Origin of the sequence: Burkholderia sp. BCC1993 (assembly GCF_905339865.1) — a bacterium.
Classification (GTDB): Bacteria; Pseudomonadota; Gammaproteobacteria; order Burkholderiales; family Burkholderiaceae; genus Burkholderia.
The window spans coordinates 25511-42228 of the sequence record NZ_CAJPGZ010000011.1 but is presented as its reverse complement, the minus strand read 5'-3'; the positions used below and the strand labels follow the sequence as shown (position 1 = coordinate 42228).

The following is a 16718-nucleotide window of genomic DNA, read 5'->3' as shown; positions in this document are numbered from 1 at the left end:
TACTTCGGATCCAACTCATGAGTCTCCTTGGACTTCACTACATCGACGGCCAACGCCGCGGCACGGGCCTACCGCTATTCAGTGTGGACGCGATCACCGGCGAGCGTCATGCAGTGAGCTATTGCGAGGCGACGCCCGACGAAGTGTCGGACGCCGCATACGCGGCGGAACGCGCGTTCCCGGTATTTCGCTCGACGTCGCCCACGGCGCGCGCCGCGTTGCTGGAAGCGATCGCGGACGAGATCGATGCACTGAGCGACGTCTTTATCGCGGAAGCAAGCCGCGAAACGGCTTTGCCGGCTGCGCGTCTCGAAGGCGAGCGCAAGCGCACCAGCAACCAGATGCGTCTCTTTGCGGCTACCGTGCGCCGCGGCGATTTTCTCGATGTGCGCATCGACCGCGCACAACCGGATCGCAAGCCGCTGGCGCGTGCCGACCTGCGCCAATATCGCGTCGGCGTCGGCCCGGTCGCGGTGTTCGGCGCGAGCAATTTCCCGATCGCCTTCTCGGTCGCGGGCGGCGATACCGCGTCGGCGCTGGCGGCCGGATGCCCGGTTGTCGTCAAGGCGCATCCCGGCCACATGGTGACGTCGGAATACGTCGCCGATGCGATCGTGCGTGCCGTCGCGCGCGCGGGGCTGCCGGCCGGCGTCTTCAACATGATCCATGGCACGGCCGCAGCCGGCGCGGCGCTCGTGCAGGCGGCGCCGATCAAGGCCGTCGGTTTTACGGGCTCGCTTGCGGCGGGGCGCGCGTTGTTCGATCTCGCGCAGGCGCGACCCGAACCGATCCCGGTCTTCGCCGAGATGTCCAGCGTGAATCCCGTGTTCGTCATGTCTTCCGCGCTCGGCTATCAAGCCGCGGGACTCGCGCGCGATCTGGCGGCTTCCGTCATGGTCGGCTGCGGCCAGCTGTGCACGAACCCTGGTCTCGTGCTGGGCATGCGGTCTCCGGCTTTCACGGCGTTCGTCGGGCAACTGCGCGACGCGCTTGGCCAGGCCACGCCGCAGCCGATGCTGGGCGACGGAATCCGGCGGAACTTTCAGCGCGGTATCGAGGCGTTGCGCGCAACGTCCGGGGTCGAGCCGCTCGTCGACATGCAGGATGGCAATCGCGTCGGCGGGCACTTGTTCAAGGCGAACCCGAGCGTGCTGCTCGATGGCCAGACGCTGCAAGAGGAGGTGTTCGGTCCGTCGACTGTCGTCGTCGAGCTGGACGACGAGCGCGATTTCATTGCGTTCGCGGATGCGATGCGCGGTCAGTTGACTGCCACCGTGCTGGCGGCTGCCGATGAACTGGTTCGCCACGGCGAGTTGGTTGCGCGACTGGAGGCCAGGGTGGGCCGGCTGTTGTTCAATGGCTTCCCGACCGGTGTCGAGGTCAGTGATGCGATCGTCCACGGCGGGCCCTATCCAGCGACGACCGATGTGCGCGGCACGTCCGTGGGCAGTGCGGCGATCGAGCGCTTCCTGCGTCCGGTGTGCTACCAGAACTACCCCGACGCCGCGTTGCCGCCTGCGCTGCGAAATGCGAATCCATGGCAACTGCCGCGCCTGATCGACGGCGTGGCAACGCCGGCCCGAACGCTTGCCACGCAACCGATGGAGATCGCGAAATGAGCGCCGTCGCACCAAACGAAACGCACCTTGAGGCCGATGCCGGCACCTTGCCGGAAGAGCCGGCGATCCTTCTGCATCCCGACGACGACGTCGTCATCGCGCGCCGGCAACTCGTCGCCGGCATGCCAGTCGCGCCAGGAGTCAGCGTGCGTGGCCTCGTGCCGGCCGGACACAAGGTGGCCGTGCGCGGCGTGCCCGCCGGCGCGGTAATCCGGCGCTACGGACAAGTTATCGGATTTGCGACACGCGATATCGCAGCCGGAGAGCACGTCCATACGCAAAACCTGGCGGTCGGCGAATTTTCGCGCGACCACGCGTTCGGCGCAGATGTCAAGCCGACGGCGACAACACGGTACCGGGCCGAGTTCATGGGCATCGTGCGCGAGGACGGTCGAGTTGCAACGCGCAACTATATCGGCATCCTGACCTCGGTCAATTGTTCGGCGACGGCGGCGCGCGCGATTGCGGACCATTTTCGCCGCGATGTGAATCCACGAGCGTTGGCCGATTATCCGAACGTGGATGGTGTCGTTGCGCTGACGCACGGGCAAGGCTGCGCAATGGACGCGCAAGGCGAGGGGCTGGCGCTGCTGAGGCGCACGCTCGCTGGATATGCGCGCCATCCGAACTTTGCGGCGGTGCTTCTGGTCGGGCTCGGATGCGAAACCAACCAGATCGACGGGCTGCTGGACGCGCACGGCTTGCGAGAAGGCGCGACGTTCAAGACGATGACGATCCAGTCGGCCGGTGGCACGGCGCGCACGGTGGCGGCCGGCATCGCGCAGGTGAAGGCGATGCTGGCGAAGGCGAACCAGGTGCGGCGCGAACCGGTCGATGCGAGCCATCTCGTCGTAGGGCTCCAATGTGGCGGCTCGGACGGCTATTCCGGCATCAGCGCGAACCCGGGACTCGGCGCGGCGGTTGACAGGCTCGTCGCGCACGGCGGGACCGCGATCCTGTCGGAGACGCCGGAAATCTACGGCGCAGAGCACCTGTTGACGCGCCGCGCCGTATCGACCGCCGTCGGAGAAAAACTGATCGAGCGGATTCGCTGGTGGGAAGACTACTGCGCGCGCATGGGCGCCAGCATGGACAACAACCCGTCCGCAGGCAACAAGGCGGGTGGCCTGACGACGATTCTGGAGAAGTCGTTGGGCGCCGTCGCGAAGGGTGGCACGGCCAATCTGGTCGACGTGTATCGCTATGCGGAGCGGATCGATGCGCACGGGCTGGTTTTCATGGATACACCGGGCTACGATCCCGTATCGGCGACGGGGCAAGTGGCGGGGGGCGCGAACCTGATCTGCTTCACGACCGGTCGCGGCTCGGCGTACGGATGCGCACCGTCGCCGTCGCTGAAGCTGAGTACGAACAGCGCGTTGTGGCGACGCCAGCATGAAGACATCGATCTGAACTGCGGCACGATCATCGATGGCACGCAGTCGGTCGATGAAGTGGGCGAAGCGATCTTCCGCCTGATGCTGGCGACGGCATCGGGACAGACGTCGAAAAGCGAGGTGCATGGGTACGGACATAACGAATTCGTACCGTGGCAGCTCGGCGCGACCATGTAGGCGTCGGTCGTATCGGGATCGGGGCGTGTCCGCTTCCTGTGGACACGGTCATGCCCGGCTAATACACCTTGCGAGAAGTGCATCCATTTGGGGTTCATCAGGAAGCGGCGGCCGTCGTCGGAAACGGCGAGGCTGAAGTGGTTCGCAACCGCTTCATGCATGCCCAAGCGGGCGAAAGAGCGGTCGCGTGCGAGCTGCTTCATCACCTGCAGCACTTCACCGACGAGTTCCGGATCCAGTGCGGAAGTCGGCTTGTCAAACAGCGATCGGCTTTGGCTGCGCGCTTGCCCAGCAGGCGTGCGGCCGCTATGTACGCGCGGCGATTCGCGTTTATATCGAGCTGTTCCGCGGCACGCCGTTTCTCGTGCAACTGTTTCTGCTGTACTACGGCGGCCCGTCGTTCGGCCTGACGTTCGATCCGTTGACGGCGGGCGTGGTGGGTCTCGCACTCTATGCGGGTGCCTATTTCACCGAGGCGTTCCGCTCCGGCTTCGAGGCGGTGCCGCGCGGCCATGTCGAAGCGGCTTCGTGCCTCGGCATGACATGGTGGCAAACGACCTTTCGTGTGCAATTGCCGGAGATGATGGTACTGATCCTGCCGGCGCTGACCAATCTGACGATCGTGCTGAGCAAAGAGACCGCGGTGTTGTCGATCGTCACGGTTCCCGAGCTGACGTTCGTGCTGACCGGGATCGGCTCCGCGAGCTTTTCCTTCGTCGAGACATTGCTTGCGCTGTCCGTCTGTTATCTGCTCCTGGTCGAAATGTCGACCTGGGCCGGCACCGCAGTCGAGCGCCGCGTCGCGCGCCGGCTCGCCTGATGCTGTTCGTGGCGGCTCGTAGTCGCCGGTTGAACACGGATGACCGACCTCGCCGATGAAAGCGAGGGCGATTTCGTTTTGACTGGCGATCCCCGTGCCACCAGGGAGCCCGTCGCGTGGTCGCTGTACCGGCACCGCCGCTACGACGGCAGCGACGCGCACACGTGGCTGCGCGGCCGCGTCGTCGAGGTCGCGGAAGTGCTCGAGCGGCATGGCGTCGTGGCGGAGGCTTGGACGGGGCACGCGGCTCAGCCGACGAGAAGCAGCGGCGGCAGCGTCGCGACGTCGGGCTGCTCGTCGAGCCGCCACAGGTAATCGAGCGCCGCGCGGATCTGCGTCGGGCTCCAGTGCCGCCGGCAGTTCTTCGTGAACTTCGCCTCGTAGTCGTCGCGCCGCATCGGCCGCGTCGGCGAGCCGGGCAGGTCGTCCACCTGCTTCGTGCAGGTCGTGCCGTCTTCGCACACGGCCGTCACCCGGTTCGGCGCCTGCGCCGGATAGCGGGCGGTCAGCGCCGGGTCCTCGTGCACCGTGACCCGCTCGATCAGCGCGCGCAGCGCCGGATCGTGCAGCGCGTCGTGCCGGTAGCTCTCGGTCGTGATGTCACCGTCGAGCATCGCACGCGCGACGATGTACGGCAGGCTGTGATCGGCGGTTTCGTGGGTCGACGGCGCCCATTTTTCGCGGTCGCGGCCGGCCGTCACGTAGCCTACCTCGGTGGTGTGGATCTCGATGCGTCGGATGCGGCGCAGGTCGCCGACCTGCGCAGCGACGTCGAGCGCGGCCGGAATCGCGGTTTGCGTGAGTCCTTGCGCGGGATAGAACTTCACGAAGCACTTGCCGATCCGGAACGCGCCGCCGCGCCCGCCGAATTCGCGCGTATCGACGGCGAACGGCCCGGACACCTGCGGAAAGAATCCCGCCATGCCTTCGAAGATCGGCGCGGGGCCGGTCAGCCCGGCGCGCGCGAGCTGCGTCGAGAACACCGCGTTGCGCGCCGCGTCCGCATCCGCGAGCGCCTTCCAGTTCGACAGCTGCTGGACGCGCGTCTGGTTCAGCGCGAGATGGCTGTTGATCGACAGGTTTACCGCCTGCACCAGTTGCGGCGCAGGCATGCGCATCAGCTTGCCGGCGGCGAGCGCGACGGCGGGCAGGCTGTAGCACGTGTGGTCCCAGCCGCGCGGGCTGATCGCGGCGGCGTCCATCAGCCGGCACGCGATCTCGTACGCGATCGCGATCGACAGGATCAGGTCGCGGCCGCTCGCATGCTGCGCTTCGGCGACGGCGAGGCACGCGGACATGTTGTCGCTCGGATGGCCGGTTTCCTTGCCGGCGTACGCGTCGTTGAAATCGTAGTAGCGCAGCGCGGTGCCGGTCGCGAACGCGGCGAGATCGGGGCTCGTGCGTCGGTTCGTGCCGACGATCGTCGACACGCCGCCCGGCGACGCGAGCGCCGCGTCGCGCGCGATCTGCACCGGGCGTTCGTCGTGCGCGGCGATCGCGCAGCCGAGCGCGTCGATCAGATGCGCCTTGATCGTCTCGATCGTCGCGGCGTCGAGGTCGCGATACTGCAGCCCGGCCGCGTAGTCGGCGAGCTGTTGCGCCAGATCGGGACGGCCGGCGGCCGCCGGCAGCGAGCCGGCGCGGGCACGGCCGAGTGGTAGCGCGAGCGCGGCGCCGGTCAGCGTGGAAAGGAAGTGGCGGCGGTTCATGGTTTGAAGACTCCGAAGGTTCCTGAAAGGGCGGGAGAGGCGGGCTCAGAACAGCTTGCGCAGGCCGAGTGCCACGCCCGCGCTGCCGGCGCGGTCGGCGGCCAGCGTGTAGTGGAGGAAGTTGTAGTTGTAGTTGTCGAAATCGAGCGCGGCGCGGCGCGCGTAGCCGCCCGCCAGGTACAGCGTGACGGATTTCGACAGGAAGTAGTTCAGTTGCAGCGTGACTTGCTGCGGGTTGGCCGGGTGCGGTGCGCTCGCCTGCGCGTCCGGCGGATTCTGCGCACGGATGTCCTCGTAATAGAACGCGCCGATCGCCTGCAGGTAAGGGGTGATCATGTAGCGCACGCCGGCCCACCAGAACGTGTAGTTCGTCACGACCGACCGCGTGGCGACGCCGCTCTGTCCGTGCGTGACGCCGGCCAGCAGCTGCGCGCGGTCGACGGACACGATCGCGGCGGCGGCGTAGCGGCGGAAATGCGCGAAGCCGCCAGGCTGCGGCGTGTTGACGTTGTCGAATGCGGCGGCGAACGAGAATGCGGCGCCGGCATAATCGAAGCCGGCGCCGTAGGCGGCATTCGACTGGAACGCACCGGGCATGCCGCCGAACGAATAGTGCGTTTCGAGCGTCAGCGAGCCGATCTTCGCCAGGTACTTGGCGACGTTGTTCTCGCGGAAGTTGACGCCGACGATCGCGCCGGCCGGCTCGTACAGCGTCGAGTACGCGCCCGTCGGCGAATAGCGCTCCATGACGTCGAACAGCGTCGAATACTGGTGGCCGAGCCGCAGCGTGCCCCAGCGCTCGTGCTGCAGCCCGATCCACGCGGAGCGGTCGAAGCCGCCCGCGCCGGTGCCGGTACCGTTGTTCAGGTTGATGCCGCTTTCGAGCCGGAATGCGGCCTGCCAGCCGCCGCCGAGATCCTCGACGCCCTTCAGGCCCCAGCGCGAGCCGCTCTTGCCGCCCGACGCCATCCGCACGAGCGATGCCGACGACTTGTCGCCGGGCGCGGCCTGGTGGGTGAGGAATTCCGTATAGATGTCGGCCACGCCATACAGCGTGATCGCGCTCTGCGCGCAGGCGCCGGCCGATATGAGGCCCAGTCCGCACAATGCGGACATTCGCTTGCCCATGGCTTGTCTCCTTCGAGGGTTTGTTGTTTGTTTGATTGCGGCGCCGCGCGGGTCGAGCGGCGCGGCGGTGCTGCGGGCGACGCTATCCGGGCCGGGCGGCGAACCGGCTGCGTCGCGGCGGGACGCACGCGCGCACCGCGCGACGTGCGCATGTGCTGGGGTGAAGCACGGCGACGCAGGGCGGCGCGCGCATCACCGGGGCGCGCCGTCGGCACGCGCCTGCACGGCCGCGTGACGCGCGAGCACGCGCTTCGCGCGCGCGACGCCGGGCGCGTCGACCATCCTGCCGTCGACGCGCAGCGCGCCGCGCCCGTTCGCGCGCGCATCGTCGTAGGCGGCCAGCACCGCGTTCGCGTCGCGCACCGCGTCGTCGTCGGGGCGGAACGCGCGGTTGAGCGCGCCGACCTGCAGCGGATGGATGCAGGTCGCGCCCGCATAGCCGAGCTCCGCGGACGCGCGCGCGAGGCGCTCGAACGCGTCGAGATCGCGCAGCTCGTCGAGGCCGCCGATGAGGCCGAGCGGCAGGACGCCGGCGGCGCGCGCGGCGATGATCAGCAGTTGCTTCGGCACGCGCAGCACGTCGGCGCTCGCGGCGCTTTCGCAGTTCAGCGCGAAGTCGCCGCCGCCCAGCATCATCGCGACGACGCGCGGCGATGCCTGCGCGATCCGGTCCATCGCCTGGAACGCGCGCGGCGTTTCGACGATCGCGACGATCCGCGTGCGGCCCGGCGGCGCGCCGCTTTCCTCTTCGAGCGCGGCCAGCAGTTCGTCGATCGCCTCGACGTGCGAGCCGCCGCGCACCTTCGGCAGCACGACGCCGTCCACGCCGGCCCGGACGGCCGCGCGCAGGTCGGGCACCAGCAGGTCGAGCGGGCCGTTGGCGCGCACCAGCACGTCGCGGCCCGGCGCGCGCAGCGCCGGCACGGCATCGGCCAGCCCGTCGCGGGCGGCCTCCTTGCATGCCGGCGGGACGCTGTCCTCGAGATCGAGGATCAGCGCATCGGCGTCGCTCGCGGCGGCCGAAGCGACGAAACGGGGGACGTGGGCGGGGACGTACAGCAGCGAGCGCCAGACCGGTTGAGACGAGAAATCCATCGTTGATCTCTAAAAATGAAAGTCGCTTTCATTTTTGTGGTGGATGATGGCGTTCGTCAAGATTATCGTTAACGCCTAGTTTTCAAGGGGATTGCAGGGAAGATGAACGAGCGAATCTGTGTTGATTCATGTTGATGTCGTCGAAGATCTGCGTATAATGAAAGTCACTTTCATTTTTTAGATGCCGGTCGCCGCGCTGCGGCACGACTCTTCCGGCATCGCACGAGGTGGATATGAACAAGGTGGAGACAAGCAATCCCGCAGAGGGCGGCGTGGCCGCGGTCAACCGCGCGCTGACCGCGCTGCTGGCGTTCGGCAACGCGCCCGGCGGGCTGATGCTCGCGCAGGTCAGCGAGGAAACGGGGCTCAACATGAGCACGCTGTTGCGGATGTTCGAGTCGCTCGAGCAGTTTCGCTTCATCAAGCGCCTGCCGGATGGGCGCTACGTGCTGGGGCCCGCCGTGTTCCAGCTCGGGATGATGTATCGCGAGTCGTTTCAGCTGCGCGAGTACGTGATGCCGATCCTGTCGACGCTGTCGGCGGAAACCGGCGAGACGGCCGCGTTCTACGTGCGCGAAGGGGATCAGCGTGTATGCCTGTTCCGCATCCAGGCGCAGCGCTCGGTGCGCACGAATCTGCGCGAGGGCGACCGCTTTCCGCTCGACGTCGGCGCGGCCGGGCGCGTGCTGCTCGCGTTCAGCGGCACGCGCGGTGGCGACTACGAGAAGACGGCCGAGCAGGGCTACGCGGTGTCGATCGCCGAGCGCGACCCGGAAAGCGCGGCGATCGCGTGCCCGGCATTCGGCGTCGGTCGCGTGCTGAGCGGCGCGATCTCGCTCGGCGTGCCGCGCTATCGCTTCAACAAGAAGGTGCAGGCCGACTACCTGCCGCGCGTGCAGGCGGCCGCCGCCGAGCTGACGCGTGCGCTGGGCGGCGATCTGCCCGCCGCGGGCGCGGCGTTTCGCGCAGCCGACCAGCTCGGCGCGCTGCTCGAGTAGCGCCGGCGCGCGGCCGAGCGCGCGCACGTCGAAGTCCGCATCGAACGACACACCCACCAATCAGGAGACAAGCATGCTCGTTCCCGACCCGCAGGCCGCTCACGCGGCCGGCGCGCGCCGTCGCGCGTCCACCGGCCCGATCCATCCGAAACCGTTCGACGCCGGCGCGCAGGGGCCGCTCGCGGGCGTGCGCGTCGTCGATCTGTCGCGCCTGATGGCGGGCAACATGCTGAGCGTGCAGCTCGCCGATTTCGGCGCGGACGTCGTGAAGGTCGAGAGCGAGCGCGGCGATACGCTGCGCGCGGTCGGCGCGGGCGGGATCAGCACGAACTGGAAGGTGTACGGACGCAACAAGCGCAGCGTGTGCGTCGATCTGCGCGCGCCCGAGGGGATCGACATCGTCCGCCGGCTGGTGCGCGACGCGGACGTGTTCGTCGAGAGCTTCAAGCCCGGCGTCGCCGAGAAGATGGGGCTCGGCCCGGACGACCTGCTCGCGATCCGTCCCGAGTTGGTGATCGCGCGGATCTCCGGCTGGGGGCAGACGGGGCCGTACCGCCACAAGCCGGGCTTCGGCACGCTCGCGGAAGGGTATGCGGGATTCGCGGCGATCAACGGCTTCGCCGATCGCGAGCCGGTATTGCCGCCGATGTTCCTCGGCGACATGACGGCCGGGCTGTCCGGCGCGATCGCCGTGCTGGTCGCACTGCATGCGCGCGACGCACACGGCGCGGCGGGGCAGGTGATCGACGTGTCGCTGTTCGAGCCGCTGCTGTCGATCCTCGGGCCGGCCGCCGCGAACTACGTGATGACCGGCGAGATCAAGGCGCGCACCGGCAGCCGCTCGTCGAACACCGCACCGCGCAACGCGTATCGCACGCGCGACGGCAAGTGGCTGTGCCTGTCGAGCTCGACGCAGGCGATGGCCGAGCGGCTGTTCCGCGCGATCGGCCGAGCGGACCTGATCGACGATCCGCGCTACGCGACCAACGTGCAGCGCGTGCATCACGCGGAGGCGCTCGATGCGATCGTCGGCGAATTCATCGCCGTGCGCGATCTCGACGCCAATCTCGCATTCTTCGAAGAAGCAGGCGTGACGGTCGGGCCGATCCAGGACATCGCGCAGATCGTTCAGGATCACTACGTGATCGAGCGCGAGGCGCTCGTCGAGTTGCCGGACGACGACGTCGGCAGCCTGCCGATGCACAACATCACGCCGCGCCTGTCGGCCACGCCCGGTGCGTTCCGCCGGCCCGCGCCCGCGCTCGGCGAGAACAATCGCGAGATCCTGCTGCCGCTGCTCGGCGAACGCGAATACGAGCGGCTCGCCGGGCTGGGCGTGATCCGCGCGCGCTAGGCGCGCCGTGCGAGGCGGCCGCAAACGACGGCCGCCGCACCCTGGACATTGCATGGAGGAGACACCATGAAGCCACGCTGGACCCATCGGCCGCCCGGCTCGAACTGGGGGGATTTCGGCCCCGACGATCAGAAAGGGCGCTTGAACTGGCTGACGGCCGACGCGGTGCTGCGCGGCGTCGCGGAGGTGCGCGAAGGCCGCGTGTTCTCGCTGAGCCTGCCGCTCGACGTGCCGCGCGGCGGCGGGCTGAACGCGCGGCGACGGCCGCCGGCGATCATGCCGGCGCTGCTCGGCGACAAGCCGTACTTCGGCTATCGGGCAGACGAACAGGTTGCCAACGCAACCGATGTGGTTTGCGACGATGCGTTCTGCATGCACTCGCAGTTCTCGACGCAATGGGATGCGCTGTCGCACGTCGGCTCGCTGTTCGATCCGGCGGGCGACGGCGAGCGCGCCCGCGTGTTCTACAACGGCTACCGGATGGACGAGCACATCCAGGTGCCCGAAGCGGGTGCGCCGCGCGGCGGTGCGCGTGCGCTCGGCATCGAGGTGATGGCGCAAACCGGCATGCAGGGGCGCGGCGTGATGGTCGACCTGCGCCGCCACTTCGGCGACGAGCGGCGCAAGATCGGCTACGCGGAATGGATGTCGGTACTGCGCGCGGACGACGTGGTCGTCGAGCGCGGCGACATCGTATGCGTGCATACGGGCTTCGCCGATCGCCTGCTCGACGCCGACGCGCGCGGCGAGCCCGGCGCGCCGGACGTGTGCTGCGTGCTCGACGGCAACGATCCGCGCCTGCTCGAATGGATCGACGCATCGGGGCTCGCCGCGCTCGCGGCGGACAACCACGCGGTCGAGGAGCGTCCGCGCCATGCGTCGGCGCGCGAGCGGCCCGGCGCGCTGATGCCGCTGCACGAGCTGTGCCTGTTCAAGCTCGGCATTCATCTGGGCGAGCTGTGGCATCTGACGCCGCTCGCCGACTGGCTGCGCGCGCACCGGCGCAACCGCTTCCTGCTGACCGCGCCGCCGCTGCACCTGCGCGGGCTCGTCGGGTCGCCCGTCAATCCGGTCGCCACCGTATGAACGCCGGCACCGCGCGCACCCGCGCCGGCGCCCTGTCCGCCGCTTCGCGCAGACCGCGCGGGCGGATCACCGAGGAGTCGCCATGTCCCATTCCCATGCGGCGTCGATCGCCGCGCGCATCGACCGCCTGCCCGCGACGGCCAGTATCTGGACGCTCGTGCTGTTCCTGAGCGTCGGCGGTTTTTTCGAGGTCTACGACCTGTTCCAGATGACCTACCTGCCGCCCGGGCTGATCCGCGACGGCATCTTTCACGCGGGCTCGCACGGCGTGCTCGGCATGTCGGACCAAGGCGCACTCGGTGCGGCGACGTTCGCCGGGCTGTTTGTCGGCGAGATGTTCGTGTCGCGCCTCGCGGACCGCATCGGACGGCGCACGCTGTTCACCGGTGCGCTGCTGCTCTACACGGCGGCAAGCCTTGCGATGTGCGTGCAGACGCATGCGCTCGGCATTCTCGTGTGCCGCTTCGTCGCGGGTTGCGGCATCGGTGCGGAGCTGATCACGATCGGCGCGTTCCTGACCGAGCTGGTGCCGAAAGCCGTGCGCGGGCGTGCGTTCGCGCTGTGCTTCGCGATCGGCTATCTCGCGATGCCGGTGCTCGCGCTGGTGTCGTGGCTATGGGTGCCGCGCGATCCGCTCGGGATGTCCGGGTGGCGCTGGGTCGTGCTGCTCGGCGGCAGCGGCGCGGTCGTCGTCTGGTGGCTGCAGTCGCGGCTGCCGGAGTCGCCGCGCTGGCTTGCCAGCACCGGCCGCGAGGCCGACGCCGAAGCCGTGCTGCAGCGGCTCGAGCAGGCGGTCGAGCGGGAATCCGGCCGGCCGCTGCCGGCGGTCCGGATGCCGGCCGTCGCAACGCCGGCCGCGCGGCGCGCGCCGTCGATGTGGGATGCGCGGCATCGCGGCCGCACGGCGATGCTGATCGTATTCAACGCATTCCTGAGCATCGGCTTCTTCGGCTTCAGCCAGTGGCTGCCGACGCTGCTCGCCGCGCAGGGCGCGACCGTCACGAAGAGCCTCTGGTATGCGTTCGTGATCGCGTTCGCGTATCCGGTGTCGCCGTTCGTTGCCGGCGTGCTCGCCGACCGGATCGAGCGGAAGTGGCTGATCGTCGCGTCGGCGTTCGGCGTCGCGCTGTTCGGCACCGCGTTCGCGATGTCGGCGCAGGCGCCGTTCGTGATCGCGTTCGGCCTGCTCGTCACGTTGTCCAACACGGTGCTCGCGAGTAACGGCACCGCGTACCAGTCGGAAGTGTTTCCGACCGAGATCCGCGGGCGCGCGCTCGGCTTCGTGCATTCGATCGGCCGCCTGACCGGAATCGCGAGCAGCTTCATCGTCGCGCTGCTGCTCGAGCGCGCCGGGGTGTCCGCAGTGTTCGTGCTGATCGGCGGCAGTATGCTGATCGTGATGGTGTCGATCGGTGTGTTCGGGCCGTACACCAATAACCGGGCGCTGGACGAGATCACCAGCCGCAGCGACGATGGCGCCGAGAACGCGGCGGTGCGCGGGCTCGCCGCATTGCCGACTCGGCGTGTCGATGGGCGGCGTAAAGGAGCCGGGGACGGGGCGGTGTAACGGCGCCGGCAGCAACGGGGTAAGGCGTGGATTCGAACGGTTTCAAGACGGCAGACACCGTCGCGTAGTCGATCGAGCGTTGCCGCATCGTGACAGGATTGCCCGGTTTAGAAACGCATCGAAAGCCAATGCCCTTTATCCCGGGAGCCGGAAGTCGCGTCCGTCACGAATCTGCAGCGCAATCTGGATGCACGTGATTCCGTGCTCACCGGCGAAACCTGAAGCGGCAGTGCGCCTGCCGGTATCCGTGCCGAGACACCGAGACGCGAATCACGCCGATTCGCCGGATCTGCCCCGATCGTAGAACATCGCGAACAATTCGGATTGCGATCCGACACCCAGCTTCGCGTAAATGTGCTTCTTGTGCGCACGCACGGTCTCGAACGAAATTGACAGCTTCTCCCCGATCGCGCGTGACGAAAATCCGCTCAATGACAGCATCGCGACTTCGATTTCGCGTGTGGTCAACGTGCCGCGCCCGCTCTTTCCGGTCAGCATCCCGAAGCGCGCCTGCGGGTCGGGCGCTTCGCCTTCGGTCACGCGTGGCGCATCCTTTATCGCGAACGTCTCGAAGCGCAAGCGCTGCTGCATCAACGACAGGACCCAGGGCGTGTACAGCGTGAGCAACGCAATCTCGCGATCGTCGTACTTGCTCGTCTTGCCGAGCGAAAAGCCCAGCGTGTGATCGCGATCGATCACGACGTTGAAATGCACTTCGTCGCCGACGATGTTTTTCTTGAAGTACCGCTGGTAGTACTCGGTCATCCGGAAATTGTCCGGCGCGACGTCGGCGAGCGTGTAGAAGCCCGACGCCTGCGTTTCGAACGCGGCGAGATAGAACGGATCGAGTTGATAGAGGGCGGCCAGATAGTCCTGAAACATCAGGTCGATCTTGCCGTCGGGCATCGCCTGCTCGGCAAGCACGAGAGGCGGCGCAGCACGTGCGAAACGCAGCGCGACCCAGTTGTCGAACTCGAGATGCCGCTCGAGCACACGCGTGAGGCGTGCCCAGAAATGCGGGCCATCGAGGGCGTCGATGGCCGAGCCAATCTCCCGATGAAAAGCGAGATCTCGCCATTCGAAGTCCATCGTGTGCTCCAGTGTGGGTAACCCTGGCGGGGAATTTCAGGTCAAAAATAATAACCCGATAATCGGCCTCGCTTCGACAGGCAGGGGTACACGGCCTGTTTCGCTCGACCGCGCGTCGTATCAGAAGGGCAGGGCAGACGACGCGCAGATGAAAGGCTATTGGAAGGAGACGGTTTCATGCAGGTAGAACTCGCGCAACTCTCGCTGATCGACGGCGACGTCGCGCACAACACGCGCAAGGTGATCGACACGATCGGGCGCGTCGACGTGGCAGGCGGCACGAAATTGATCGTGTTCCCCGAGACGACGTTGTCGGGCTTTCCGACCCGGGACAATGTCGCCGAAGTCGCACAGACGCTCGATGGCCCCGGATTATCCGCGGTACGCGACGCGGCACGACAAAAGGGCGTCGCTGTCGCCGTGGGCCTCGCGGAGCGCGACGGCCAACGGTTTTACAACACCACGGTACTTGTCGACGAGCAGGGCGACATCGTGCTGCGCTATCGCAAGACGCATCTGTGGGCGTCGGATGTCGGTGTCTTCACGCCGGGTGACCGCTTCGCGACGTGCATCTGGAACGGCCTGACGGTCGGTCTGCTGATCTGCTACGACATCGAATTCCCCGAAACGGCGCGAGCCGTCGGCGCGCTCGATGCCGATCTGCTGATTGTCACGAACGGCAACATGGACCCGTTCGGCCCGGTGCATCGCCGCGCGATCGCGGCACGCGCGATGGAAAACCAGATGTTCGCGGTGATGGTGAACCGCTGCGGGGCCGGCGACGACAATCTGACGTTCGCGGGCCTTTCCGCGCTCGTCGATCCGTTCGGCGAAACCGCGCTGGAACTGGGCAGGGACGAGGCGGTCGTGCAGGCGAACCTCGACCTGACGCGTCTCGAAGCGAGCCGCGAACACTACAACTACCTGCACGACACGCGCGTGGCGCTTGATCTCGCGCCGCTCGAACAGTCGGACGGACATCGCGCATTCATGATCGAAGCGCGTTGTCAGCGCGGCGAATAATCCGGTTTCGCAGTCCATTCACGGCATCGCGCGGGCGTCATGCGTCGCTCGGGCGTGCCCGTTCAATCGAAATGTCGGCCGAAGGCACACAGGCATTCGCATCGGCCCCGAAGGTCCAGGAGATAACATGCAAGCGTCGTCATCCCATGAATCGCCAAGCCTGAAGCGCACGCTCGGCCTGCCGTCCGTGTTGCTGTTCGGCCTCGCCTATATGGCGCCGCTGATCGTCTACGGTACCTACGGCGTGCTCGCCAAGGCCAGCGACGACACGGCCGCGCTCGCCTATCTGCTTGCGCTGATTGCCATCGCGTTCACCGCGCTCAGCTACGGCAAGCTCGCACGGCTCTATCCGACTGCAGGCTCAGCCTATACGTACACGCGCAAGACGTTCAACCCGCACCTGGGCTTCATGATCGGCTGGGCGACGCTGCTCGACTATTTCTTCCTGCCGATGGTGATCTGGTTGATCGGCGCTGCATATCTGAACGCCGCGTTTCCGCATGTGCCGACCTGGATCTGGATCGTCGCGTTCATCGTGTTGACGAGCGGCCTGAACATAGTCGGCATCGAACTGGCTGCACGCTTCAATATCGTGCTGATGATCGTGCAGCTCGCGATCGTCGTGATGTTCGTTGCGCTGTGCTGGCACTACGCGTCGGCCGCGGCCGGCCCGGGCGGCATCGCGATGGCGGAGCCGTTCTTCAAGCCGCACGTGCCGTTCGGCGCGACGATGGCGGGCGCCGCGATCGCTGCGTATTCGTACCTCGGCTTCGACGCGGTGTCGACGCTGACCGAGGAAACGATCGAGCCGAAAAAGAACATGCCGCGCGCGATCCTGCTGATTGCGCTGATCGGCGGTGCGATCTTCGTGATCGCAGCATACACGATGCAGCTCGCGCACCCGGGCGTCGAATTCAAGGACACGGATTCGGCCGCGTTTGAGGTCGCGAAGATGATCGGTGGCGATGTGTTCGTCACCGTATTCCTCGCGGGTCTGATCCTCGCTCAATTCGCGTCGGGTATCTCCGCGCAAGCGAGCGTCGGCCGACTCCTCTATGCGATGGGGCGCGACGAAATCCTGCCGAAACGCGTCTTCGGTTTCATTCATCCGCGTTTCAAGACACCGGCGATCAACATCGCGCTGGCGGGCGTGGTCGGCCTGATCGCGCTGAAGCTGGACGTCGCCACGTCGACGTCGTTCATCAACTTCGGCGCGTTCCTTGCCTTTACGGCCGTCAATCTGTGCGTGATTCGCCTGTATCTGTCGGGTCATCACGGCGAGCGCCGGATCGGGGTGTTCGGCGGGCTCGTGTTCCCGGTGATCGGCGCGGTGTCCGATATCTGGCTGCTCGTGAGTCTCGAGAAGGCGGCACTGGTCCTCGGCATCGCGTGGTTCGCGCTCGGGCTGGTATATCTGGGCTGGATTACGCGACTGTTTCGTCAGGCACCGCCGGAAGTGGCGATTTGATCGAGGTGAGGGGGGCTGCAGTGAGGTTGCTATCGACCGGTGCCCGTCGTCGACGTGCGAAATGGCTTCCTGGCGTCGGAATGAATGCCGGTGCCAGAGAGCGTGGAACTAAATTTCGGGCATTTTATATAGTGGAAACCGTTGCTGCCCCGTTGGGCAACTTTATAGGTCGGTGTGTGGCCAACGAT

General features: G+C 67.1%; 14 protein-coding genes. 10 read left to right on the top strand and 4 right to left on the bottom strand.

Features of this window, described 5'->3' with window-relative positions; translation table 11 throughout:
• Positions 1-17 precede the first annotated feature (17 nt).
• The 4 genes from U4Y91_RS19475 (at position 18) to U4Y91_RS19460 (ending at position 4328) form a co-directional block, all read left to right on the top strand.
• Entirely contained in the window at positions 18-1619 is a 1602-nt protein-coding gene (locus tag U4Y91_RS19475) for an aldehyde dehydrogenase (NADP(+)) (RefSeq protein WP_321806431.1), read from the top strand.
• Positions 1616-3193, top strand: coding sequence for an altronate dehydratase family protein (locus U4Y91_RS19470; RefSeq protein ID WP_321806640.1), 1578 nt, complete (start codon positions 1616-1618; stop codon positions 3191-3193). Before U4Y91_RS19475 ends, U4Y91_RS19470 begins: the two co-directional genes overlap by 4 nt.
• Before the next feature lie 238 nt (positions 3194-3431).
• Positions 3432-4013 carry an amino acid ABC transporter permease gene (locus U4Y91_RS19465; RefSeq protein ID WP_321806639.1) on the top strand — a complete coding sequence of 194 codons (582 nt, stop codon included), beginning with the start codon at positions 3432-3434 and terminating at the stop codon, positions 4011-4013.
• A 39-nt stretch (positions 4014-4052) separates the two neighbouring features.
• Positions 4053-4328 carry a hypothetical protein gene (locus tag U4Y91_RS19460; RefSeq protein ID WP_321806430.1) on the top strand — a complete coding sequence of 92 codons (276 nt, stop codon included), beginning with the start codon at positions 4053-4055 and terminating at the stop codon, positions 4326-4328.
• On the opposite strand, the gene U4Y91_RS19455 is transcribed toward U4Y91_RS19460, so the two are convergent.
• The 3 genes from U4Y91_RS19455 to U4Y91_RS19445 form a co-directional block, all read right to left on the bottom strand.
• Complete coding sequence (locus tag U4Y91_RS19455) at positions 4262-5722, bottom strand: MmgE/PrpD family protein (protein WP_321806429.1); 1461 nt, start codon at positions 5720-5722, stop codon at positions 4262-4264. The genes U4Y91_RS19460 and U4Y91_RS19455 overlap by 67 nt on opposite strands.
• Before the next feature lie 45 nt (positions 5723-5767).
• Positions 5768-6850: a porin gene (locus U4Y91_RS19450; RefSeq protein WP_321806428.1), complete on the bottom strand. Its 1083-nt coding sequence runs from the start codon at positions 6848-6850 to the stop codon at positions 5768-5770.
• A gap of 192 nt (positions 6851-7042) precedes the next feature.
• Entirely contained in the window at positions 7043-7945 is a 903-nt protein-coding gene (locus U4Y91_RS19445) for a CoA ester lyase (protein ID WP_321806427.1), read from the bottom strand.
• 233 nt (positions 7946-8178) lie between these two features.
• On the opposite strand from U4Y91_RS19445, the gene U4Y91_RS19440 reads away from it, so the two are divergent.
• From U4Y91_RS19440 to U4Y91_RS19425, 4 genes are all read left to right on the top strand, one after another.
• A complete protein-coding gene (locus U4Y91_RS19440; protein ID WP_321806426.1) occupies positions 8179-8943 on the top strand; it encodes an IclR family transcriptional regulator in 765 nt (254 codons plus the stop codon).
• Positions 8944-9016: 73 nt separating this feature from the next.
• Positions 9017-10297: a CoA transferase gene (locus U4Y91_RS19435; RefSeq protein ID WP_321806425.1), complete on the top strand. Its 1281-nt coding sequence runs from the start codon at positions 9017-9019 to the stop codon at positions 10295-10297.
• A 66-nt stretch (positions 10298-10363) separates the two neighbouring features.
• Positions 10364-11383 carry a cyclase family protein gene (locus U4Y91_RS19430; protein WP_321806424.1) on the top strand — a complete coding sequence of 340 codons (1020 nt, stop codon included), beginning with the start codon at positions 10364-10366 and terminating at the stop codon, positions 11381-11383.
• Positions 11384-11465: 82 nt separating this feature from the next.
• Positions 11466-12950 carry an MFS transporter gene (locus U4Y91_RS19425; RefSeq protein ID WP_321806423.1) on the top strand — a complete coding sequence of 495 codons (1485 nt, stop codon included), beginning with the start codon at positions 11466-11468 and terminating at the stop codon, positions 12948-12950.
• Positions 12951-13220: 270 nt separating this feature from the next.
• Here U4Y91_RS19425 and U4Y91_RS19420 read toward each other — a convergent pair whose 3' ends face one another.
• Complete coding sequence (locus U4Y91_RS19420) at positions 13221-14039, bottom strand: helix-turn-helix transcriptional regulator (protein ID WP_321806422.1); 819 nt, start codon at positions 14037-14039, stop codon at positions 13221-13223.
• Positions 14040-14216: 177 nt separating this feature from the next.
• Here U4Y91_RS19420 and U4Y91_RS19415 point away from each other — a divergent pair, with 177 nt between their 5' ends.
• Positions 14217-15062, top strand: coding sequence for a carbon-nitrogen hydrolase family protein (locus U4Y91_RS19415; protein ID WP_321806421.1), 846 nt, complete (start codon positions 14217-14219; stop codon positions 15060-15062).
• Between the two features lie 127 nt (positions 15063-15189).
• A complete protein-coding gene (locus U4Y91_RS19410) occupies positions 15190-16530 on the top strand; it encodes an APC family permease (protein ID WP_321806420.1) in 1341 nt (446 codons plus the stop codon).
• Positions 16531-16718: the final 188 nt, after the last annotated feature.